This window comes from Streptomyces sp. NPDC055287 (assembly GCF_053646035.1).
The window spans coordinates 180,215-201,659 of sequence record NZ_JBSHNE010000001.1 but is presented as its reverse complement, the minus strand read 5'-3'; the positions used below and the strand labels follow the sequence as shown (position 1 = coordinate 201,659).

The 21,445-nt window shown below is 71.0% G+C and carries 17 protein-coding genes; 6 read left to right on the top strand and 11 right to left on the bottom strand.

Going from position 1 to position 21,445, the window contains the following annotated elements; translation table 11 throughout:
- Positions 1–61 precede the first annotated feature (61 nt).
- Complete coding sequence (acnA, locus tag ACWIHY_RS00870; RefSeq protein WP_454373393.1) at positions 62–2,788, bottom strand: aconitate hydratase AcnA; 2,727 nt, start codon at positions 2,786–2,788, stop codon at positions 62–64.
- A 460-nt stretch (positions 2,789–3,248) separates the two neighbouring features.
- Between acnA and ACWIHY_RS00865 the strand changes: the two genes are divergently transcribed.
- On the top strand, positions 3,249–4,778 hold the full coding sequence (locus tag ACWIHY_RS00865) for a helix-turn-helix domain-containing protein (RefSeq protein ID WP_454373392.1): 1,530 nt from the start codon (positions 3,249–3,251) through the stop codon (positions 4,776–4,778).
- 61 nt (positions 4,779–4,839) lie between these two features.
- Here the strand turns inward: ACWIHY_RS00865 and ACWIHY_RS00860 are convergent, their stop codons facing one another.
- From ACWIHY_RS00860 to ACWIHY_RS00850, 3 genes are all read right to left on the bottom strand, one after another.
- Complete coding sequence (locus tag ACWIHY_RS00860) at positions 4,840–5,283, bottom strand: PRC-barrel domain-containing protein (protein WP_454373391.1); 444 nt, start codon at positions 5,281–5,283, stop codon at positions 4,840–4,842.
- Positions 5,284–5,371: 88 nt separating this feature from the next.
- Positions 5,372–6,913 carry an MFS transporter gene (locus ACWIHY_RS00855; protein WP_454373390.1) on the bottom strand — a complete coding sequence of 514 codons (1,542 nt, stop codon included), beginning with the start codon at positions 6,911–6,913 and terminating at the stop codon, positions 5,372–5,374.
- Between the two features lie 98 nt (positions 6,914–7,011).
- Complete coding sequence (locus ACWIHY_RS00850) at positions 7,012–7,611, bottom strand: GNAT family N-acetyltransferase (protein WP_454373389.1); 600 nt, start codon at positions 7,609–7,611, stop codon at positions 7,012–7,014.
- A gap of 96 nt (positions 7,612–7,707) precedes the next feature.
- On the opposite strand from ACWIHY_RS00850, the gene ACWIHY_RS00845 reads away from it, so the two are divergent.
- Positions 7,708–8,970, top strand: coding sequence for an LmeA family phospholipid-binding protein (locus ACWIHY_RS00845; protein ID WP_454373388.1), 1,263 nt, complete (start codon positions 7,708–7,710; stop codon positions 8,968–8,970).
- Positions 8,971–9,055: 85 nt separating this feature from the next.
- Here ACWIHY_RS00845 and ACWIHY_RS00840 read toward each other — a convergent pair whose 3' ends face one another.
- From ACWIHY_RS00840 to ACWIHY_RS00830, 3 genes are read right to left on the bottom strand one after another with little or no spacing between them, the layout of a single operon-like run.
- Entirely contained in the window at positions 9,056–9,889 is an 834-nt protein-coding gene (locus ACWIHY_RS00840) for an alpha/beta fold hydrolase (RefSeq protein ID WP_454373387.1), read from the bottom strand.
- Positions 9,890–9,941: 52 nt separating this feature from the next.
- Positions 9,942–10,385 (bottom strand): RidA family protein, encoded by a 444-nt coding sequence (locus ACWIHY_RS00835; RefSeq protein ID WP_454373386.1) that lies wholly within the window; start codon positions 10,383–10,385, stop codon positions 9,942–9,944.
- Positions 10,382–11,491, bottom strand: a complete 1,110-nt coding sequence (locus ACWIHY_RS00830; RefSeq protein WP_454373385.1) for an acyl-CoA dehydrogenase family protein — start codon at positions 11,489–11,491, stop codon at positions 10,382–10,384. Before ACWIHY_RS00830 ends, ACWIHY_RS00835 begins: the two co-directional genes overlap by 4 nt.
- Positions 11,492–11,575: 84 nt before the next feature.
- Here ACWIHY_RS00830 and ACWIHY_RS00825 point away from each other — a divergent pair, with 84 nt between their 5' ends.
- The 3 genes from ACWIHY_RS00825 to ACWIHY_RS00815 are packed head-to-tail and all read left to right on the top strand — an operon-like array spanning position 11,576 to position 14,925.
- Positions 11,576–13,192, top strand: coding sequence for an AMP-binding protein (locus tag ACWIHY_RS00825; protein ID WP_454373384.1), 1,617 nt, complete (start codon positions 11,576–11,578; stop codon positions 13,190–13,192).
- Between the two features lie 4 nt (positions 13,193–13,196).
- Complete coding sequence (locus ACWIHY_RS00820) at positions 13,197–14,054, top strand: PaaX family transcriptional regulator (protein WP_454373383.1); 858 nt, start codon at positions 13,197–13,199, stop codon at positions 14,052–14,054.
- A 31-nt stretch (positions 14,055–14,085) separates the two neighbouring features.
- Positions 14,086–14,925, top strand: a complete 840-nt coding sequence (locus ACWIHY_RS00815) for a GNAT family N-acetyltransferase (RefSeq protein WP_454373382.1) — start codon at positions 14,086–14,088, stop codon at positions 14,923–14,925.
- Between the two features lie 49 nt (positions 14,926–14,974).
- Here ACWIHY_RS00815 and ACWIHY_RS00810 read toward each other — a convergent pair whose 3' ends face one another.
- Complete coding sequence (locus tag ACWIHY_RS00810; protein WP_454373846.1) at positions 14,975–17,242, bottom strand: bifunctional salicylyl-CoA 5-hydroxylase/oxidoreductase; 2,268 nt, start codon at positions 17,240–17,242, stop codon at positions 14,975–14,977.
- Positions 17,243–17,340: 98 nt separating this feature from the next.
- On the bottom strand, positions 17,341–18,168 hold the full coding sequence (locus tag ACWIHY_RS00805) for an enoyl-CoA hydratase family protein (protein WP_454373381.1): 828 nt from the start codon (positions 18,166–18,168) through the stop codon (positions 17,341–17,343).
- 220 nt (positions 18,169–18,388) lie between these two features.
- Between ACWIHY_RS00805 and ACWIHY_RS00800 the strand changes: the two genes are divergently transcribed.
- Entirely contained in the window at positions 18,389–18,832 is a 444-nt protein-coding gene (locus ACWIHY_RS00800) for an ATP-binding protein (RefSeq protein WP_454373845.1), read from the top strand.
- A 64-nt stretch (positions 18,833–18,896) separates the two neighbouring features.
- On the opposite strand, the gene argF is transcribed toward ACWIHY_RS00800, so the two are convergent.
- Entirely contained in the window at positions 18,897–19,904 is a 1,008-nt protein-coding gene (gene argF, locus ACWIHY_RS00795; RefSeq protein ID WP_454373380.1) for an ornithine carbamoyltransferase, read from the bottom strand.
- Positions 19,905–19,969: 65 nt separating this feature from the next.
- Positions 19,970–21,202: an arginine deiminase gene (locus ACWIHY_RS00790; RefSeq protein WP_454373379.1), complete on the bottom strand. Its 1,233-nt coding sequence runs from the start codon at positions 21,200–21,202 to the stop codon at positions 19,970–19,972.
- Positions 21,203–21,445 lie beyond the last annotated feature (243 nt).

Below are 21,445 nucleotides of genomic sequence, written 5' to 3'. Positions count from 1 at the left end.
GCAAGCGTGAAGGGCCGCACCCCGGCGGGGGTGCGGCCCTTCGGCGTTCAGGCAGTGACGACTAGTTGCGGATCAGCGACCGCAGCACGTACTGCAGGATTCCGCCGTTGCGGTAGTAGTCCGCCTCGCCCGGCGTGTCGATGCGCAGCTTCGCGTCGAACTCGACGCTCTCGCCGGCGGGGCTGACGGCCTTGACCGCCAGGGTCTCCGGGATACCGCCGTCGTTCAGGCCGGTGACGCCGGTGATCTCGAAGGTCTCCTCGCCGGTCAGACCCAGCGCGGCCGCCGAGGCGCCCTCCGGGTACTGGAGCGGAAGGACGCCCATGCCGATGAGGTTGGAGCGGTGGATGCGCTCGTACGACTCGGCGATGACGGCCTTGACGCCGAGCAGCGCGGTGCCCTTGGCCGCCCAGTCGCGGGACGAGCCCGAGCCGTACTCCTTGCCCGCCAGGATGACCAGCGGGGTGCCGGCGGCCTGGTAGTTCTGCGAGGCGTCGTAGATGTACGACACCGGAGCCCCGTCCTGGGTGAAGTCGCGGGTGAAGCCGCCCTCCGTACCCGGCGCGATCTGGTTGCGCAGACGGATGTTGGCGAACGTGCCGCGGATCATGACCTCGTGGTTGCCTCGGCGCGAGCCGTAGGAGTTGAAGTCACGGCGCTCGACCCCGTGCTCCGTGAGGTACTGGCCGGCCGGGGTGTCGGCCTTGATGGCGCCGGCCGGGGAGATGTGGTCGGTGGTGACCGAGTCGCCCAGCTTGGCGAGCACACGCGCACCGGCGATGTCGGCGACCGGGGTCGTCTCCATCGTCATGCCCTCGAAGTACGGGGGCTTGCGGACGTACGTCGACTCGTTGTCCCACTCGAAGGTGTTGCCGGTGGGGATCTCCAGCGCCTGCCACTGCGCGTCGCCCGCGAAGACGTCGGCGTAGGACTTGTTGAACATGTCCTCGCCGATGGAGTTCGCCACGACGTCGTTGACCTCGGCCTCGGTGGGCCAGATGTCCGCGAGGTAGACCGGCTTGCCGTCCTGGTCGATGCCCAGGGCGTCCTTGGTGATGTCCACCTTCATGGAGCCCGCGATGGCGTACGCGACGACCAGCGGCGGGGAGGCCAGGTAGTTCATCTTGACGTCGGGGTTGATGCGGCCCTCGAAGTTACGGTTGCCCGAGAGGACGGACGTAACAGCGAGGTCGTTGTCGTTGACGGCCTTGGAGACCTCCTCGGGCAGCGGGCCCGAGTTGCCGATGCAGGTGGTGCAGCCGTAGCCGACGAGGTTGAAGCCGACCTTGTCGAGGTAGGGGGTCAGGCCCGCCTTGTCGAAGTAGTCGGTGACGACCTTCGAGCCCGGGGCGAGCGTGGTCTTGACCCACGGCTTGCGGGTCAGGCCCTTCTCGACCGCCTTCTTGGCCACGAGCGCGGCGGCGACCATGACGTACGGGTTCGAGGTGTTCGTGCAGGAGGTGATCGCGGCGACGGTGACGGCGCCGTGGTCGATCTCGTACGTCGAACCGTCGGCGGCGGTGACCAGGGTCGGCCGGGTCGGTACGCCGTTGTGCTCGGCCGGGGAGTCGGAGGCCGGGAAGGACTCCTTGCCCGCCTCCTCGTCGTCCGAGACGTAGTTGCGGACGTCCAGGGCGAACTGCTGGGCGGCGTTGGCGAGGACGATACGGTCCTGCGGGCGCTTCGGGCCGGCGATCGAGGGGACGACCGTCGACAGGTCCAGCTCGAGCTTCTCGGAGAAGTCCGGCTCGGCGGCCGGGTCGAGCCAGAGGCCCTGCTCCTTGGCGTACGCCTCGACAAGCGCGACCTGCTGCTCGTCGCGACCGGTCAGGCGCAGGTACTTCAGCGTCTCGTCGTCGATCGGGAAGATCGCGGCGGTGGAGCCGAACTCCGGCGACATGTTGCCGATGGTGGCGCGGTTCGCCAGCGAGGTGGCGGCGACACCCTCACCGTAGAACTCGACGAACTTGCCGACGACGCCGTGCTTGCGCAGCATCTCGGTGATCGTGAGCACGAGGTCCGTGGCGGTGGTGCCGGCCGGGAGCTCGCCGGTCAGCTTGAAGCCGACGACGCGCGGGATGAGCATGGAGACCGGCTGGCCGAGCATCGCGGCCTCGGCCTCGATGCCACCGACGCCCCAGCCCAGCACGCCGAGGCCGTTGACCATGGTGGTGTGCGAGTCGGTGCCGACGAGGGTGTCGGGGTACGCCTGGCCGTTACGGACCATGACCGTGCGGGCCAGGTGCTCGATGTTGACCTGGTGGACGATGCCGGTGCCCGGGGGGACGACCTTGAACTCGTCGAAGGCGGTCTGGCCCCAGCGCAGGAACTGGTAGCGCTCCTTGTTGCGGCCGTACTCCAGCTCGACGTTCTGCTGGAACGCGCCGGCGGTGCCGAACTTGTCGGCGATGACGGAGTGGTCGATGACCAGCTCGGCCGGGGCCAGCGGGTTGATCTTCGCCGGGTCGCCGCCGAGCTCCTTGACGGCCTCACGCATGGTGGCGAGGTCGACGACGCAGGGCACGCCGGTGAAGTCCTGCATGATCACGCGGGCGGGCGTGAACTGGATCTCCTGGCTCGGCTGGGCCTGGGAGTCCCAGCCGCCGATCGCCCGGATGTGGTCGGCGGTGATGTTCGCGCCGTCCTCGGTGCGGAGGAGGTTCTCCAGCAGCACCTTCAGGCTGTAAGGGAGGCGCGCGGAGCCCTCGACCTTGTCCAGCTTGAAGATCTCGTACGACTCGTCGCCCACGCGCAGCGTGCTGCGGGCGTCGAAGCTGTTCGCCGACACGACAGTCTCCTTCTTCAATGTGCGCGTTTCTACCGCATCCTGCCGCCACGACCCCCTGGCCATCCGCTAAGGTAAGACTTAGTTAGGTCACCCTTACCGGTCGGCGGCTGCGGAACGCCTTCGGCAGATATCTCGATGTCGAGATAACTCTAGTACATGACCGCGATTCGGTCATGCCCGGACCGCCGCCGCCGACGGCGCGGCCGTCCCCGTATCGGAGAACAGACCCAGCGCGACGCGACCACTGAACCACCTCGACACCGGAGCGGGTCGACCGGCACGGCACTTCCCGGAGCACACCTTCCGCGCCGCGCAGCCCGGACGAGCGGCGGAACTGAGGGCCCGTCCGACCCCTTACCGCCTTTTCCTCTTCAACCGGACATTTCGCCTGACGCCTCGGCAACTCCCCCAACAACCGCCCCTGGAGCACGTCATCTCATATCTGAGATAACCTGCCGCCATGGCAGACGACTACCTCGTACGCATCGGCAAGCTCATCCGTGACGCCCGTCAGCACCGTGGCTGGACACAGACACAGCTAGCCGAAGCGCTGGGCACCAGCCAGAGTGCCGTGAACCGCATCGAACGCGGCAACCAGAACATCAGCCTTGAGATGATCGCGCGCATCGGCGAGGCTCTCGACAGTGAAATCGTCTCGCTGGGGTACGCGGGACCCATGCATCTGCGGGTGGTCGGCGGACGGCGTCTTTCCGGCTCGATCGACGTGAAGACGAGCAAGAACGCCTGTGTGGCGCTGCTTTGCGCCTCGCTGCTCAACAAGGGCCGCACCGTACTCCGGCGCGTCGCGCGCATCGAGGAGGTCTACCGCCTGCTGGAGGTGCTCAACTCCATTGGCGTACGCACCCGTTGGATCAACGACGGGAAGGACCTGGAGATCGTCCCGCCCGCCGAGCTCGACATGGACTCCATGGACGCGGAGGCGGCACGCCGTACGCGCAGCATCATCATGTTCCTCGGCCCGCTGCTCCACCGCATGGACCGCTTCAAACTCCCGTACGCGGGCGGCTGCGACCTCGGCACCCGCACCATCGAGCCGCACATGATCGCGCTGCGCCGCTTCGGGCTGGACATCACGGCGACCGAGGGGATCTACCACGCCGTGGTGGAGCCCTCGGCCGGGCCCGGGCGTCCGATCGTGCTGACCGAGCGCGGCGACACGGTGACCGAGAACGCGCTGCTCGCGGCGGCCCGCCACGACGGCGTGAGTGTCATCCGCAACGCCTCGTCCAACTACATGGTCCAGGACCTCTGCTTCTTCCTGGAGCTGCTCGGCGTACGGGTCGACGGGGTGGGAACGACCACGCTGACCGTGCACGGCGTACCGAACATCGACGTGGACGTCGACTACTCCCCGTCCGAGGACCCGGTCGAGGCGATGAGCCTGCTCGCGGCCGCCGTCGTGACGGGCTCCGAACTGACGATCCGCCGGGTCCCCATCGAGTTCCTCGAGATCGAGCTCGCGGTGCTGGAGGAGATGGGCCTCGACCACGACCGCACCGGCGAGTACGAGGCGGACAACGGGCGTACGCGGCTGGTGGACCTGACCGTACGGCCCTCCAAGCTGGAAGCGCCGATCGACAAGATCCACCCGATGCCGTTCCCCGGGCTCAACATCGACAACGTGCCGTTCTTCGCGGCGATCGCGGCGGTCGCCCAGGGCCAGACCCTGATCCACGACTGGGTGTACGACAACCGCGCGATCTACCTGACGGACCTCAACCGCCTCGGCGGCCGCCTCCAGCTCCTGGATCCGCACCGCGTCCTGGTGGAGGGCCCGACCCGCTGGCGCGCCGCCGAGATGATGTGCCCGCCGGCGCTGCGTCCGGCGGTGGTCGTCCTGCTGGCGATGATGGCGGCCGAGGGCACGTCCGTGCTGCGCAACGTCTATGTCATCAACCGGGGTTACGAGGACCTGGCGGAGCGCCTCAACTCGGTGGGCGCGCAGATCGAGATCTTCCGGGACATCTGACCGTCCGCCAGGAACGGCGACGCCGGGGGCCGCGCCCGGGCCCCCGGCGTCGCCGTGCGTGTCAGGCGGTGTCGTAGACCCGCAGGCGGGTGCGGGCGCTCTCGAGGCCGCCCGTGCCGGAGCGGATGTGCTGGGCCCGGTCCATGGCGGACCAGCCCGTGCCCGCGTCGGCGTTGACCTGCTCCCGCACCTCCCTGATCCCGTAGTGCGCGAACAGCGTCTGCTCGTCGGCCACCGAGAGGACCTCGTCCCCGCCGACGCCGACGGCGGGGGCCGCGTCGATCACGGCTCGCGTGAACGCGACCTCGACGTGGTCTTCGGCCAGCACGGCTTCCCGCAGGGGGATGAAGACGCCGGGACCGGACGGGCCGCTGCGCAGCCGCGCCCACTCGGGCCGGCCGGTGGTGTCGTCGAGCAGGAGGCGGTCCACGTGGCCGACACCCTGCCCGTCGGCGTCATGGACGGGACGGCCGGTCAGCGTGCCGAGCTGCTCCTGGGTGATCACTGCTGCTCCTCAATGTCCTGCCGCGGCCTGTCCCTGCCCGTCTTGCCTGTCCTTCCCCCGGCAAACCGGGCCGTCCCGGCAGGGGAGGTCAGGGGCCCGGGACGCCTCCGCCCTGGAGGCGTTCGAGGTCGGAGGGCCGGACCTGGATGGCGAACAGCGCGACGATCGCGGCCACCACGGAGAAGGCCGCGGCGACGATGAAGGCCGAGGAGACTCCCGAGGTGAGGACCTCGTCGCCCCAGGGAGCTGGCAGTTGACCGGTGCGTTCGAAACTGAGCCGTTCTGACGGGGTGGCCCGTGCCATGAAGCCCGCGATCTGGTCCTCGGCCTCATGACGGCTGGCCGTACCGAACACCGTGACCAGGATGGACAGGCCCAGTGAGCCGCCCACCTGCTGTGTGACGTTGAGCAGGCCCGAGGCCGCGCCCGTCTCGTGCGCGGGCACGCCGGAGACCGCCATCAGCGTCAGGGAGACGAAGTTCATGCCCATGCCGAGGCTGAAGACCAGCATCGGTCCCAGGATGCTGCCCAGATACGTCGAATCGATGTCCGTCAGGGTCAGCCAGGACAGCCCGACCGCCGACAGGACGGAGCCCGTGACCATGAAGGGTTTCGGCCCGTACTTGGGCAGGAGCTGCGATGCCATCGCCGCGCCCACCGCGATGACCGCGCTGACCGGCAGGAAGGCGAGGCCGGCCTCCAGGGGGCTGAAGTCCAGCACGTTCTGGACGAACAGCGTGAGGAAGAAGAACATGCCGAACATCGCGGCGGCGAGGCTGAGCATGATGCCGTACGTGCCCGCCCGGTTGCGGTCGGCGAACATGTGCAGCGGCGTGATCGGCTGCCTCGAGCGCCGCTCCACCAGGAAGAAGACCAGCAGCAGCACGATCGCGGCGCCGAACGACGCCAGCGTGAGGCCGTCGGTCCACCCGTCCTGTGCCGCGCGGATGAAGCCGTAGACCAGACACACCATGCCGAGCGTCGAGGTCAGCGCTCCGGTGACGTCGAAGCGCCCGGGATGGCGCTCGGACTCCTTGATGACGCGGGGAGTGGCGAAGGCGATGAGCAGCCCTATCGGCACGTTGACGAAGAGCACCCAGCGCCAGTCGAGCCATTCGACGAGCACGCCGCCCGCCAGCAGGCCGATCGCGCCGCCGCCGGCGGAGACCGCGGCGAAGACGCCGAAGGCGCGGTTGCGGGCCGGGCCTTCGGTGAAAGTGGTGGTGATCAGCGCGAGCGCGGTCGGCGAGGCGATGGCGCCACCGACGCCCTGGAGGGCGCGCGCGGCGAGCAGTTGGCCTGAGTTCTGCGCGAGGCCACCGAGCAGGGAGGCCAGGACAAAGAGGAGTACGCCGAAGATGAAGACTCTTCGGCGGCCGAGGATGTCACCGGCGCGGCCTCCGAGGAGCAGTAGCCCGCCGAAGGTGAGCGTGTAGGCGTTGACCACCCACGAGAGGCTGGTCGTGGAAAAGTCGAGATCACTCTGAATGTCGGGCAGAGCGATGTTCACGATGGTGATGTCGAGCACCACCATCAGCTGGCACGAGGCGATGACCAGCAGGGCGAGACCGTTCTTGCCGCCCAGACCCGCGGCCTTCGCTTGCGCTGGGCTCGGTTGTGAGGTCGTCATGGCGCCAGGCCCTCACGGCAGGGGCAGTGGGCGGTTTTACCCACCATTCGACCGTAAGCCCGGCCCCTTAGGGTCACCAGTCGATCAGGCGGGCCCGCTCACGGCCGCAGGAGGCGGGCGGTCAGTGCCGCGCGGGCCGCCGGCCACTCGTCGGCGAGCATCGAGTAGACGACGGTGTCGCGCACGGTCCCGTCCGGCCTGGTGCGATGGCTGCGCAGTACACCTTCATGCCGGGCGCCAAGGCGCTCGATGGCCCGCTGCGAACGCTCGTTGCGGTGGTCGGTGTGCCAGGTGACGCGGCGTGCGCCGAGGTCGTCGAAGGCCCGGCCGAGGAGCAGCAGCTTGGCCTCGGTGTTGATGCCGGTGCGCTGGAAGCGGCTGCCGAGCCACGTCGAGCCGATGGCGATGCCCCGGTCGGCGGGCTCTATCTCGTAGTACGAGGTGGAGCCCGCGACCTCTCCGGTGGCGATGTCGATCTGCGCGAGCGCGATGCTGTCGCCCTGCTCCTGCTTCGCCAGCAGCGCCTCGACGATCTGGTGCATCCCGGCGGCGTCCGCGGGCTGCTTCTTGGACAGCCACGGCCAGACGGCGGGGTCCTTCAGCGCCTCGAAGAGGCCCCCGGCGTGATCGGTCGTCAACGGCTCCAGGCGCACGAAACGGCCGGTCAGGGTGGGGCGTTCGAACCAGTCAATGCTCATCGGGAGTCCTCATTCCCGGTCATATACATGACCAAATCCGGAGGTAGCGCCCATCGCGCTTGCGTTCGAGGGCGGTTCACATGGTGGGATGATCCGATGCGACCCCCCACACGCATAGCCTCACATCCGCCCAATCCCTACGACGAACTGGCCCTGCTGGCAGAGCCGGAGCCGGACTACGCCGAGCATCCGGAGCCAATCGACACGGACGACCCGCTCGGTCTCGGACTCGCTCCCGACGATGACGGACGCGACGGACGCGACGACAGAGACCATGACGACGACGAGTGGAAGCCACCGAACCACCGTGGCAAGAGCCGGCTCGCCGCTGTCCCCTTCGTACTGAAGCTGGCCGTCACCGGCCTTGTCTGTGCCTCCCTGCTGCTGGCCTGCGACCGCTTCGCCGTGCTGTACGCGCAGGACAAGGCCGAGGAGAAGCTCCAGCAGTCGCTCGGGCTCGCGGCCTCGCCCGAGGTCGAGATCCACGGCTTCCCCTTCCTCACCCAGGTCGCGGCCCGGCGGCTCGACCGCGTCGATGTCACCGTTCCCGACGTGGCCGCCGACCGGGTGTCCCTCGCCGAAGTGCGGGCCACCGCCCAGGACATCCGCGTCGTGGGCAGCCTGCCCACGTCGATCCGGGGCGCGGTCGTCGGCAGTGTGGACGGCGACGTACTGCTGTCCTTCGACGACCTGGGACGCGAACTCGGCGCCTCCCAGGCGAAATTCACCAAGGACGGCGACAACCGGGTGCGGGTGGCGGGTTCCCTGCCCGTCGCCGGCCACGAAGTACGCGTACGGGCCGAGGCGCACATACGCCGCGACGGCGACCGGGCGGTGTCGACGACCGTCGACCACATGCGGCTCGACATCCCCGGCCTCGTCACCTACCGGCCGGGCAAGGACCGCGCGCACTCGGGACTCAGGCTGCATCCCGAGGCCGCCGCACGCATCAGCCGTGAAGCCGCGCAGATCAAGGCGCTGCTGGCGGTCCCCGCTGTGGCCGAGCGGCTCGGCGTACGCCAGGAGTGGGTCGAACGGGCGCTGCGCAGCGAGAAGGAGCTGCACGAACTCACCGGTTCTCCCCGTTTCGTACGGCAGTTGATGCAGCTCAACCTCGTCGACGTGGTCATGGACCACCCCTGGCTCCTGGAGAAGGCCGGCATCGACCCCAAGCTGGTCGGCGCACTGCTCAGCCTGCGGCCGCCGGAACTGTCCGAGCGGCTCTCGCTGTCCTTCCGGCTGCCGAAGACGCCGGGCGAACTCCGGCTGCGCGGCATCGGCGTGGAGCGCGAGGGCATCAGGGCCGACCTGGCCGGGACGGGCCTGACCTTCGGGAATCTGACGAGCGGTAAGGAGTAGGCGGCTCTGCCCTCCGCCGGCACAGACCGGGCGCCGGCCCGGACCCGAACGGGATGGCCGGGCCGGCCCCGGCGGAGGGCAGGTCTCAGCGCGTTTCGGCGATGAAGTGCCGCAGTGTCGCGGAAAACGCCTCGGGCTGGTCCTCGGCGATCAGCGTGCAGCTGTCCTCGATCTCGACGAGCCGCCCCTGCGGCAGCACGTCGGCCAGCCTGCGCCCGTGGGCGAGCGGCATCATCCGGTCCTCCGTCGCCCACACCACGAGCGCCGGCTTGTCGAACTTCCGCATGCCGTCCACCGCTTCGAGCAGTTCCGTCCTGCGTACGCCCTGGTTGTAGCGGCGGAAGTCGGCGCGGATGGCGGGGTCGGTCAGGAGCGGCCGCAGCCAGCCGTCGAGGATCTCGTCGGGTACGGGCCGCTTGGTGAGCGCGCCGAGCCCCACGGGCAGCCGCCGCAGCGGGCGCAGGGCGAGCGTACGGGCGAGGAGGGTGATGCCGCCGGGAACCTTGCAGGCCAGCGAGATCAACTTGCCGGGCACGCCGGGCGGGTAGTTGTCGAAGGCCTCGCAGGACGTGAGGACGAGCCTGGCGAGCCGTTGCGGATACTTGGCCGCGACGGTCTGCGCCCGCCCGCAGTCGTTCTCCACGAGCGTCACGTCAGTCAGGTCCAGCCGTTCCAGGAACTCGACGATCAGTTCCACCACGGAGTCGGGGTTCAGCGGCACGTCCGGACGCATCGGCGTGCGGTGCGAGCCGTACGGAAGCGTCGGAACCACGCAGCGGTGACCGTCCCGCAGAAGCGCGACGACCTTCCGCCACACGGTGGCGTCGTGCACCAGGCCGTGCAGCAGGACGACGACGGGCCCCGGACCCCCGGTGTCCTCGTACTGCACGGTTCCCGCGGTGAGTTGGATCTCTGGCATGGAAGCCCCCTGCTTCATTGGCCGATGCGGCCCACCCTGCCACGCCGGGTGCTCAGGGCAGTACGGCGACACCGTCCAGCTCGACCAGGGCCTGCTCGTCCCAGAGGCGGACCACGCCGATCACCGCCATGGCCGGGTAGTCGCGGCCCGCCAGCCTGCCCCAGATGCGGCCGAGTTCGGGGGCGTGGGCGCGGTAGTCGGCGACATCGGAGGCGTAGACGGTGACGCGGGCCAGGTCGGTGGGGGCGCCGCCGGCGGCGTGCAGCGCCGTGAGGAGGTTGCTGAGCGCCTTCTCGAACTGGGCGGGGAGTGTGTCCCCGACGAGTTTGCCGTCCGTGTCGAGCGCGGTCTGCCCCGCCAGGAAGACCAGCTGCGAGCCGGTGGCGGTGACGGCATGCGAGAAGCCGGAGGGCGGGGAGAGTTCGGCGGGGTTGAGGCGCTCGACGCGGTGCGGCCGGTGCGTGCTGTGGGGGCCGTGCGGGCTGTGCGGGCTCATCGGTACAGCTCCTTCGCGATGATCGTGCGCTGGACCTCGGTTGCGCCTTCGTAGATACGGGGTGCGCGCACCTCGCGGTAGAGGTGTTCGAGCAGGTGGCCGCGCTGGAGGGCGCGGGCGCCGTGCAGCTGGACGGCCGCGTCGACGACGTACTGGGCGGTCTCGGTGGCGAAGAGCTTGGCCATCGCGGCGCGCCGGGGGACGCCGGGTGCGCCGGCGTCGTAGGCGGAGGCGGCGGCGTACACGAGCAGGCGCGCGGCCTCCGTACGGGTCGCCATCTCGGCGACCCGGTGGGCCACCGACTGGAGGTCCTTGAGCAGCCCGCCGAAAGCGGCGCGGCTCGCGGTGTGCGCGAGGGTCGCGTCGAGGGCGGCCTGCGCCATGCCGACGGCGAAGGCGCCGACGCTGGGGCGGAAGAGGTTGAGGGTGTCCATCGCGACGCGGAAGCCTCGGTCCACCTCGCCGATCACGTCCGCGCGGGTGACGGGTACGCCGTCGAAGGCGAGGGCACCGATGGGGTGCGGCGAGAGCATGTCGAGCGCCGTGCCGGTCAGGCCCGGGCGGCCGGCGGGGACGAGGAACGCGGTGACGCCGCGGGCGCCCGCGCCCTCGGTGGTCAGGGCGAACACGGTGTAGAAGTCGGCCTCCGGCGCGTTGGAGATCCAGAGCTTCTCACCGGACAGGCGCCATCCGTCACCCTCCGGTACGGTCGACAGCGACAGCGCCGCGGCGTCCGATCCCGCGCCCGGCTCGCTGAGCGCGAAAGCCGCGATCGCGCGCCCCGCGGTCACTTCGGGCAGCCAGCGCGCCCGCTGTTCGTCCGTGCCCGCCCTGGCCACGGGGCTGGCTCCGAGCCCCTGGAGGGCTAGGGCGGTCTCGGCCTCGGTGCAGGCGCGGGCCAGGGATTCGCGCATCAGGCAGAGGTCGAGCGCTCCGGAATCGAACAGCCTCGCGAGCAGGCCGTGTTCGCCGAGCGCGGCCACCAACGGGCGGTTCACCCGGCCAGGTTCCCCCTTCTCGGCGAGAGGGCGCAGATGGTTCGCAGCCAGGGCGCGAAGCCGCTCGCACCACTCCTGCTGCTGAGGTTCCAGAGCGAATCCCGCCATGTCCTCGCCTCACTCTTATCGCGAACCGTTGACTGTCGTCACCCAAACGATACGCTCAAGAGGCGACAAGGGGGCGATCCCGTCATGGAGCTGAAGACCTCAGCGCACATCGATACCTTTCCCCGCGACCAGCTTCCGCCCGCCCATCAGTGGCCGCAGCTGATCTTCGACCGTCCGGAGCTGTGCTATCCCGACCGGCTCAACTGCGGGGCGGAGCTCCTGGACCGTACGGTCGCGCGCTTCGGCCCTGGCCGGCCGGTCTTCCGTACCGCTTCCGGCGAGGTCTGGACGTACGGCGATCTGCTCGGCCACGTCGACCGGATCGCGCACGTCCTCACCACCGACCTGGGCATCGTGCCCGGAAACCGCGTCCTGCTGCGCGGACCCACCACGCCGTGGCTCGCGGCCTGCTGGCTCGCGGTGATGAAGGCGGGCGCGGTGGCGGTGACGGTGCTGGCGCAGCAGCGGGCGTCCGAGCTGGCGACCATGTGCGAGATCGCGCGGGTCGGCCACGCCCTGTGCGACGTACGGGCGGTCGACGACCTGGTGAAGGCCGAGGTGCCCGGGTTGCGCATCACGGCGTACGGCGGCGACGCGCCCGACGATCTGCTGCGGTCGGCGGCCGGCAAGCCGGCGCGGTACGCCGCCGTGGAGACGTCCGCCGACGATGTCGCGCTGATCGCCTTCACGTCGGGGACGACGGGCCGCCCCAAGGGGTGCATGCACTTCCACCGCGACGTGCTGGCCGTGGCCGACACCTTCTCGCGCCATGTGCTCAAGCCCGGGCCCGACGACGTCTTCACGGGCAGTCCGCCACTCGGTTTCACCTTCGGGCTCGGCGGTCTGGTGATCTTCCCGATGCGGGCGGGCGCGTCGGCGCTGCTGCTCGAACAGGCGGGCCCGAAGCAGTTGCTGCCCGCCCTGGCCGAGCACCGGGTGTCGGTGCTGTTCACGGCGCCGACGGCGTACCGCGCGATGCTCGACGGTCTCGACGGCCACGACCTGAGCTCCCTGCGCCGCTGCGTATCGGCCGGTGAGAACCTGCCCGCCGCGACCTGGCAGGCCTGGTACGAGCGGACCGGGGTGCGCATCATCAACGGCATCGGCGCGACCGAGCTGCTGCACATCTTCATCTCGGCGGCGGACGAGGCGGCCAGACCGGGGACGACGGGCGTGCCCGTGCCGGGCTGGGAGGCGCGGGTGGTCGACGCGGCGGGCGCTCCCGTACCCGACGGCGAGCCCGGACTGCTCGCGGTGCGCGGTCCGGTGGGCTGCCGCTACCTCGCGGACGACCGCCAGACGCAGTACGCGCGGGGCGGCTGGAACCTGACCGGCGACACGTACGTCCGCGACGCCGACGGATACTTCCGGTACGTGGCCCGCGCGGACGACATGATCATTTCGGCCGGGTACAACATCGCGAGCCCCGAGGTCGAGGAGGCGCTGCTGCGCCATCCGGACGTCGTGGAGGCGGCGGTCGTCGGCCGGACCGACGAGCGGCGCGGGCAGGTCGTGGTCGCCTGCGCCGTGCTGCGCGACGGCGTACCGCGCGGCGAGGAGACCGTGGCGCTGCTGCGCGACTTCGTCAAGGGCGAGCTGGCCCCGTACAAGTGTCCGCGCGACATCGTCTTCCTGGACGCCCTCCCCCGTACGCCGACCGGCAAGCTCCAGCGCTTCCGGCTGCGGGCGGCCGTAGAGTGATCACGTGGCCGAGCAGCACACCCCCCGTTCCCTGATCGTCTCCCTCTACGGCGCGTACGGGCGCACACCCGGCGGAGGCGGGGAGCCCATGCCGGTGGCCGAGCTCATCCGGCTGCTGGCCGCCGTCGGAGTCGACGCGCCGTCGGTGCGCTCGTCGGTCTCCCGGCTCAAGCGCCGCGGCCTGCTCGTCGCCGCCCGTACGCCGCAGGGCGCCGCCGGGTACGCGCTGTCGCCCGACGCGCACCAGCTCCTCGACGACGGCGACCGGCGCATCTACGAGCGCCCCGCGCCGCGGCTGTCCGACGGCTGGGTGCTCGCGGTCTTCTCGGTCCCCGAGTCGGAGCGCGCCAAGCGGCACGTACTGCGCTCCCGCCTCGCCCGCCTCGGCTTCGGGTCGGCGGCGCCCGGTGTGTGGATCGCGCCGGCGCGGCTGTACGAGGAGACCCGCCACACCATGGAACGCCTCCAGCTCTCCCCGTACGTCGACCTCTTCCGCGGGGAGCACCTCGGTTTCGCGGCGACGGAGGAGGCTGTGGCGCGCTGGTGGGACCTGGCGGCGATCGCCAAGCAGCACGAGCAGTTCCTGGACCTGCACGAGCCGGTGCTGCGGTCCTGGGTGGCGCGGGACAAGCCGGGGCAGGGGTCCGCCGGCGCACCGGACCCGGAGCACGCCTACCGGGACTATCTCCTGGCGCTCGACTCCTGGCGCCGCCTCCCGTACGCCGATCCCGGCCTGCCTGCCGAGCTGCTGCCCGCGGACTGGCCGGGGGCGCGCTCGGCGGCGGTCTTCGCCGGGCTGCACGCGCGGCTGCGGGACGCGGGGGCGGAGTTCGTGCGCGGCGGCGGTTCGAAAATGGTGTGACGGGGCCGGGGGCCGCCGGACAGCATGTGGCATGACCTGGACTTTCACTGAGGACCTGGACGAGTACCTGGCCGTGGCGGGCCCCGCCGTCGCCGCCCGGCCCGCGGAGAACACCCTGCTGCTGACCGTCGCCGAGACGCTGCGGCGGCGCGGCAGCGACGCGTACGGCGAAGGCACCCCTCGGTACGGCTGGTGGCGCGGCGCGGACGGGCGTGTGGACGGTGCGCTGCTGTGGACACCGCCGCACGCGGTGCTGGTGGGGACCGTGCCGGCGGAGGCGGTGGCGCCGCTGGCACAGGCGTGCGCGGAGCTGGGCGGCCCGGCGGTCGGCGCGGAGCGGGGCACGGCCCGGGCGCTGGCGGAGCAGTGGCGGCGTATGGGCGCGGAAGTCACGACGGTGATCGAGCAACGCCTGTACCGGCTCGCGGAGTTGACCCCGCCGGACCCGGCGCCGCCGGGCCGCGCCCGGGTGGCGACCGCCGCCGACCGGGAGCTGCTGGTGGAGTGGGTGAACGCCTTCCGCCGGGAGGCCGGCCATCCCGGCCCGGGCGCGGAGCGGGCGGTGGACGACCGTATCGCGTACGGCGGCCTGACCCTGTGGGAGCACGACGGCACCCCGGTTTCGATGGCGGGCGCCTTGCGGCCCGCCGCGGGGACGGTGCGCGTGGCGCCGGTGTACACGCCGCCCCGGTGGCGGGGGCGGGGGTACGCGGCGGCGGTCACGGCGGCGGTGAGCGGGGCGGCCCGGGATGCCGGTGCGGGTGAGGTGCTCCTCTTCACGGACCTCGCGAACCCGACGAGCAACGGCGTGTATCAGCGCATCGGCTACCGCGCGGTGGAGGACCGGGTGGAGATCGCACCGGCGGGGTAACGTGACGAGGCACCTGCGGCGGGCCTTCCCCCGCGGGGGTCGCCCGCCCTCACCTCAGGCTCAGCCTCGGCTTCGGCGCGTCCGTCCGCCCCGTCGGCGGCGTGCGGCTTCCGGCCCGGTACGGCAGGGGCCAGGGCGCCGCCGGTCCCGTGTAGCCCTGCTCCGCCGCCGCGTGCAGCGTCCAGTGCGGGTCGTAGAGGTGCGGGCGCGCCAGGGCGCACAGGTCGGCGCGGCCCGCGAGCAGCAGCGAGTTCACGTCGTCCCAGGACGAGATCGCGCCGACCGCGACGACCGGCACCCCGAGTGCGTTGCGGATGCGGTCCGCGTACGGCGCCTGGTATGAGCGCCCGTATTCCGGCGTCTCGTCGGCGACGACCTGCCCGGTCGACACGTCGATCGCGTCGGCCCCGCGCGCGGTGAACGCGCGCGCGATCTCCACCGCGTCCTCCGCCGTCGTACCTCCCTGCGCCCAGTCCGTGGCGGAGATCCGGACGGTCATCGGCCTGTCGTCCGGCCAGACACCGCGCACGGCGTCGAAGACCTCCAGGGGGAAGCGGAGGCGGCCGGCGAGGGAACCGCCGTAGGCGTCCGTCCGCTGGTTGGTGAGAGGGGACAGGAAGCCGGACAGCAAGTAGCCGTGCGCGCAGTGCAGTTCGAGGAGGTCGAATCCGCAGTCGGCCGCCCGCCTCGCCGCCGCGGTGAACTGTTCGCGGATGCGGGCGAGCCCGTCCGCGTCGAGCTCGCGCGGGATCTGGTTGACGCCTGGCCGGTAGGGCAGCGCGGACGCTGCCGCGACGGGCCAGTTGCCGTCGTCCAGCGGCTGGTCGATGCCCTCCCACATAAGCCGCGTCGAGCCCTTGCGCCCCGAGTGGCCGAGTTGCACGCCGACAGCCGTGCCCGGTGACTGGTCGTGGACGAAGTCGGTGATCCGGCGCCACGCGGCGGCCTGTTCGGGGGTGTACAGGCCGGCGCAGCCCGGGGTGATGCGCCCCTCCGGGCTGACGCACACCATCTCGGTCATGACCAGGCCCGCTCCCCCGAGGGCCCGTGCGCCGAGGTGGACGAGGTGGAAGTCGCCGGGTACGCCGTCGGCCGCCGAGTACATGTCCATGGGTGATACGACGACCCGGTTGCGCAGGGTCAGGCCGCGCAGCCGGAAGGGGGTGAACATCGGCGGCGTACCTGACGGGCAGCCGAAGTCCTCTTCCACGGCGCCGGTGAAGCCGGGGTCGCGCAGCCGCAGATTGTCGTGCGTGACGCGGCGGCTCCGGGTGAGCAGGTTGAAGGCGAACTGCCGTGGCGGCTGGTCGAGATACGTCGCGAGATCCTCGAACCAGCGCAGGCTGGCGGCGGCGGCGCGCTGCGTGGACGCGACGACCGGGCGGCGCTCGCTCTCGTACGCGGCGAGGGCGGCCGGCAGGCCGGGCTGCTCCTCGATGCACGCGGCCAGCGCCAGGGCGTCCTCGACAGCGAGCTTGGTTCCCGAACCGATGGAGAAGTGGGCGGTGTGGGCGGCGTCGCCGAGCAGGACCGTGTTGCCGTAACTCCAGCGGTCGTTGACGACGGTACGGAAGGCGGTCCAGGACGAGTTGTTGCCACGCAGTCGGCGGCCGCCGAGCGCGTCGGCGAAGACCTTGGCGCAGCGCTCGGTGGATTCCGCCTCGTCGCAGCGGTCGAGTCCGGCGGCCCGCCAGACCTCCTCGCGCATCTCGACAATGACGGTCGACGCGTTCTTCGCATAGGGGTAGCCATGCAGCTGCATGACGCCGTGTTCGGTTTCCGCGATCTCGAATCGGAAGGCGTCGAAGGCGAAGTCGGCCGCGAGCCAGATGTAGCGGCAGCGATGGGTGGTGACGCGGGGGCCGAAGACATCGGCGTTCGCCGCACGGGTCAGGCTGTGCACCCCGTCCGCGGCGATGACCAGGTCGTACGCCGCGGAGAGCTCGGCGGCGGGCGGTGCCTCCTCACGGACGCGCAGGCCGACGCCGAGCGAGCGGCACCGCTCGTGCAGGATCTCCAGCAGCCGGCGTCGGCCGAGGGCCGCGAAGCCGTGGCCGCCGGAGGTCAGGGTCCGGCCGCGGTGGACGATGTCGATGTCGTCCCAGCGCACGAACTCCTCCTGGAGCGCCCGGTAGACGACCGGATCGGCGTGCTGAATGCCGCCGAGGGTCTCGTCGGAGAGGACGACTCCGAAGCCGAAGGTGTCGTCGGGGGCACCCCGCTCCCAGACGGTGACCTCGCGCGCGGGGCCGAGTCGTTTGAGGAGAGCGGCGGCATAGAGCCCGCCGGGGCCGCCGCCGATCACCGCGACGCGCAGCGGCCCGCTCGCGTGCTGCGCCCGGTCTTCCGGTGCCCGGCTGCCGGCCGGCGGCCGCGACGGGGCGGTGACGCTCTCGTCGTGGGCGCGGCTCACCGCTACCGCCCCCGCCACTTCGGGGGCCGCTTCTCGGTGAAGGACGCGTGGAATTCGGCGTAGTCGTCGCCGTTCATCAGCAACGCCTGCGTCGCTGCGTCCAGTTCGACCGCGGCGGCGAGCGGCATGTCCAGCTCGGCGGTGAGCAGCGCCTTCGTCTGCGCGTACGCCAGGGCCGGGCCGTCGGCGAGGCGTCGGGCCAGCTCGGCGGCGCGGGCGTCGGCCTGTCCCTCGTCGGTCAGTTCGCTGATCAGGCCGATGCGCTCCGCCTCGGGCGCGCGCACCGGATCGCCGAGCATCAGCAGCCTGGTCGCGTGCCCGAGCCCGACGACACGCGGCAGCAGATACGCCGCCCCCATGTCGCCGCCCGAGAGGCCGACCCTGGTGAAGAGGAAGGCGAAGCGGGCGGAGGGGTCCGCGACCCGGAAGTCGGCGGCGAGGGCGAGGACGGCGCCCGCGCCGGCGGCCACGCCGTGCACGGCGGCGATCACTGGGAAGGGGCATTCGCGCAGCGCCCGTACGACCTGCCCGGTCATCCGGTTGAAGTCGAGGAGCTGTGCGGTGTCCATGCCGAGGGTGGCGCCGATGATCTCGTCGACGTCGCCGCCCGAGCAGAAGCCGCGCCCCTCGCCCGCGAGGACCAGCGCGCGCACGGAGCGCTCGCGGGCCAGCTCGGCGAGGAGGTCGCGCAGATCGGCGTACGCGCCGAAGGTGAGCGCGTTGAGTTTCTCCGGTTGGGCCAGGGTGACGGTGGCGACGCCGTCCTCGACGGTCAGCCGCAGGTGGTGCCAGTGCTGGGTGCGCGGTGCTGAGCTGGGAAAGGGGCTCATCGGGGCGGGGCCTCCTTCAGCCGTGCGGCTGGTGCCTGCCCGTCGAAGGTATCACCGATGCGTGACTGTCGTCACGACAGCGCGATACCTGACGATGGTCCCGCGCTTCCGTGACCGACGTCCCGAGCCGTGCGGCCGGGCGCCCCTGCGCGCAATGTCGTCGCACTTCGTATGGTTGAACGAATGACCGCTTGCTCCCAGAAAGGAGCAGTACGCCGTGCTGGAATCGGAAGCCGCACATCCCGGCCCGTGGCGCGCCCTGCTGCCGCACTCCACCGCGGCAGTGCCGATCGCCCGTGCCCTGATCCGTGCGGTACTCGCGCACATCCCGGCAGCCGGGTTCCGCGCGGACCCCGACACGGCCGAGCTGCTCACCGCTGAGCTGGTGGCGAACGCCGTGGAGCACACGAACGGCGGGCATCCCATCGAACTCGTGGTCGAGCTGCGGCCGACCGGCTGCCAGGTGGAGGTGCACGATCCCGACCCGGCGCCGCCGGGCGACCTGGACTCTGCGGGCGACCACCAGCCGCCCGATCCCTGGCAGGAGCACGGCCGGGGGCTGCTCCTCATCCGTGCGCTCAGCTCCGCCTGCGGGCACCGCCGTACCGAGCGCGGCAAGGCGGTCTGGTTCACGCTGCCCGCTCCGCCCGCCGCCCCGTGCTGAGGGGGACGGCAGCGCGGGGGCGGGGGCGGCAGCAGGAACGGCAGCGGGACGCCTGCCAGGCCGACTAGGCGGCGCCCGCCATGGTCGCGACGAGCACGGCCTTGATCGTGTGCATGCGGTTCTCGGCCTCGTCGAAGACGATCGAGTGCGCCGATTCGAAGACCTCGTCGGTGACCTCCAGCTCGGTGAGGCCGTACTGCTCATGGATCTCGCGGCCGACCTCGGTGCCGAGGTCGTGGAAGGCCGGCAGGCAGTGCAGGAACTTCACGTCCGCGTTCCCGGTCGCGCGCAGTACGTCCATGGTCACGGCGTACGGACGGAGGGCCTCGATGCGCTCGGCCCACACCTCCTTCGACTCCCCCATGGACACCCAGACGTCGGTGGCGACGAAGTCGGCGCCCAGGACGCCCTCGGCGACGTCCTCGGTGAGGGTGACGCGCGCGCCGCTCAGCTCGGCGGCCTTTCGGGCCTGCGCGACGATCTCTTCGGCCGGCCAGTAGGCCCTGGGCGCGACGATGCGTACGTCCATGCCGAGCAGGGCGCCGGTGACCAGGTAGGAGTTGCCCATGTTGAACCGTGCGTCGCCGAGGTAGGCGAAGGCGATCTGCTCCAGGGGCTTGGCGCAGTGCTCGGTCATGGTGAGTACGTCCGCGAGCATCTGCGTGGGGTGCCAGTCGTCGGTGAGCCCGTTGAAGACGGGCACGCCGGCGTACGCCGCCAGCTCCTCGACGGCGGCCTGACTGTCTCCCCGGTACTCGATGCCGTCGAACATCCGGCCCAGCACCCGCGCCGTGTCCTTCACCGACTCCTTGTGCCCCATCTGCGAACCGGAGGGGTCGAGGTACGTCGTCGAGGCGCCCTGGTCGGCGGCGGCGACCTCGAAGGAGCAGCGCGTACGGGTGGAGGTCTTCTCGAAGATCAGCGCGATGTTCCTGCCGCGCAGCCGCTGGACCTCGGCGCCGGCCTTCTTGGCCGCCTTGAGCTCGGCGGCGAGGTCGATCAGGCCGCGGAACTCCTCGGCGGTGAAGTCCAGCTCCTTGAGGAGGTGGCGGCCTGCGAGGTCTGTCGCCATGGTGGCTGCTCCTGGGTCGGTCGCGGAAGCGAGGGCATTGGAAGTATATACAGAAGAGCGCATCACTATACAGCGTCGCGTTCGACCGGGCAGCTCATACAGCGGGGGCCTCCCCGTCCCCGGCCCAGTTCGCTGCCCCGGATCTCGATGACCTCGATGCCCAGCTTGCGCAGGTGGGTGTTGGTCGTGACATTGCGCTCGTAGGCCACGACGACGCCGGGCTCGACCGCCAGCACGTTGCAGCCGTCATCCCACTGCTCCCGCTGCGCCGCGTGCACGTCCTGGGTGGGCGTCAGAACCCGGATGCTGTCCAGGCCCAGTGCGGCGGCGATGGCCCGGTGCATGTGCTCCGGCGGATGGTCGGTGACCTTCAACACGCGGTCGCCGACGCCCGGTTCGATGGTGTAGGAGCGGAGCATGCCAAGCCCGGCGTACTGCGTGAAGGTGTCGCCGTCGACCATGGTCATCACCGTGTCGAGGTGCATGAACGCCCGGTGCTTCGGCATGTCCAGCGCCACGATCGTGGTCGCCGAGCCCGCTTCGAAGAGCCCGCGGGCAAGCATTTCCACGGCCTGCGGGGTGGTGCGCTCGCTCATCCCGATCAGGACGGCGCCGTTGCCGATGACCAGGACGTCGCCGCCCTCGATGGTGGAGGGGTAGTCGTGCTGACCCTCCGACCAGTGGTGGAACGCACCGGCCTCCGGGCTCTTGAAGAGCGGATGGTGCTTGTAGATCGCCTCGAAGTGGACGGTCTCGCGCTGCCGGGCCGGCCAGCGCATCGCGTTGATGGACACGCCGTCGTAGATCCAGGCCGAGGTGTCCCGGGTGAACAGATGGTTCGGCAGCGGCTCGATCAGGAAGTCGTCCAGGTCCATGACGTGGAAGCGGACGGAGGTCGGCTCGGGGTGCCGGCCCAGGAACTCGCGCTTCGTCACGCCGCCGACGAGCGCCTCGACCAGGTCGGCCACGGGCAGGTCGTCGAAGGCCTGGCGCAGATGTCCGGTGGCGAGCGGCCCGTACTCCTTCTCGTCGAAGACCCGGTCCAGGACGAGGTTCCTGGCCTCCGGGATCTCCAGCGACTCGCGCAGCAGATCGCCGAAGAGGTGCACCTCGACGCCCCGGTCGCGCAGGACGTCGGCGAATCCGTCGTGCTCCTGGCGCGCGCGGCGCACCCACAGCACGTCGTCGAAGAGCAGCGCGTCCTTGTTGCCGGGTGTGAGGCGCTTCAGCTCCAGGTCCGGTCGGTGGAGGATGACGCGGCGCAGCCGCCCGGTCTCGGAATCGACATGGAATCCCATTACTCCATCCTGGCCGAGCGCGGCCGCACGCGCGTGCGTATGGCGCCCCCGGTGCGAAGGGATCACCTTTCGCACCGGGGGCGGCGACGGCGGACGGGGTCACCGCCGGGGTCACCGGCGAGCGCCGACGGGGTCGGAGCCGAGGCCGGCGGCGTCGGAGCGAGGCGCCGACGGCGTCAGGGCCGGGGGCGACGCCTCAGAGCGGGGGCCGACTTCAGAGCCGCGGGTAGGACGCCTGAGAGC

What these genes read in the sequence shown, in the direction of transcription:
- ACWIHY_RS00830 (WP_454373385.1), bottom strand. Translation starts at nt 11,491, where the DNA reads ATGGCGGGATTCGCTCTGGAACCTCAGCAGCAGGAGTGGTGCGAGCGG.
- ACWIHY_RS00815 (WP_454373382.1), top strand. Translation starts at nt 14,086, where the DNA reads ATGACCTGGACTTTCACTGAGGACCTGGACGAGTACCTGGCCGTGGCG.
- argF (WP_454373380.1), bottom strand. Translation starts at nt 19,904, where the DNA reads ATGGCGACAGACCTCGCAGGCCGCCACCTCCTCAAGGAGCTGGACTTC.
- ACWIHY_RS00845 (WP_454373388.1), top strand. Translation starts at nt 7,708, where the DNA reads ATGCGACCCCCCACACGCATAGCCTCACATCCGCCCAATCCCTACGAC.
- ACWIHY_RS00805 (WP_454373381.1), bottom strand. Translation starts at nt 18,168, where the DNA reads ATGAGCCCCTTTCCCAGCTCAGCACCGCGCACCCAGCACTGGCACCAC.
- ACWIHY_RS00850 (WP_454373389.1), bottom strand. Translation starts at nt 7,611, where the DNA reads ATGAGCATTGACTGGTTCGAACGCCCCACCCTGACCGGCCGTTTCGTG.
- ACWIHY_RS00790 (WP_454373379.1), bottom strand. Translation starts at nt 21,202, where the DNA reads ATGGGATTCCATGTCGATTCCGAGACCGGGCGGCTGCGCCGCGTCATC.
- ACWIHY_RS00835 (WP_454373386.1), bottom strand. Translation starts at nt 10,385, where the DNA reads ATGAGCCCGCACAGCCCGCACGGCCCCCACAGCACGCACCGGCCGCAC.
- ACWIHY_RS00840 (WP_454373387.1), bottom strand. Translation starts at nt 9,889, where the DNA reads ATGCCAGAGATCCAACTCACCGCGGGAACCGTGCAGTACGAGGACACC.
- ACWIHY_RS00865 (WP_454373392.1), top strand. Translation starts at nt 3,249, where the DNA reads ATGGCAGACGACTACCTCGTACGCATCGGCAAGCTCATCCGTGACGCC.
- ACWIHY_RS00825 (WP_454373384.1), top strand. Translation starts at nt 11,576, where the DNA reads ATGGAGCTGAAGACCTCAGCGCACATCGATACCTTTCCCCGCGACCAG.
- ACWIHY_RS00855 (WP_454373390.1), bottom strand. Translation starts at nt 6,913, where the DNA reads ATGACGACCTCACAACCGAGCCCAGCGCAAGCGAAGGCCGCGGGTCTG.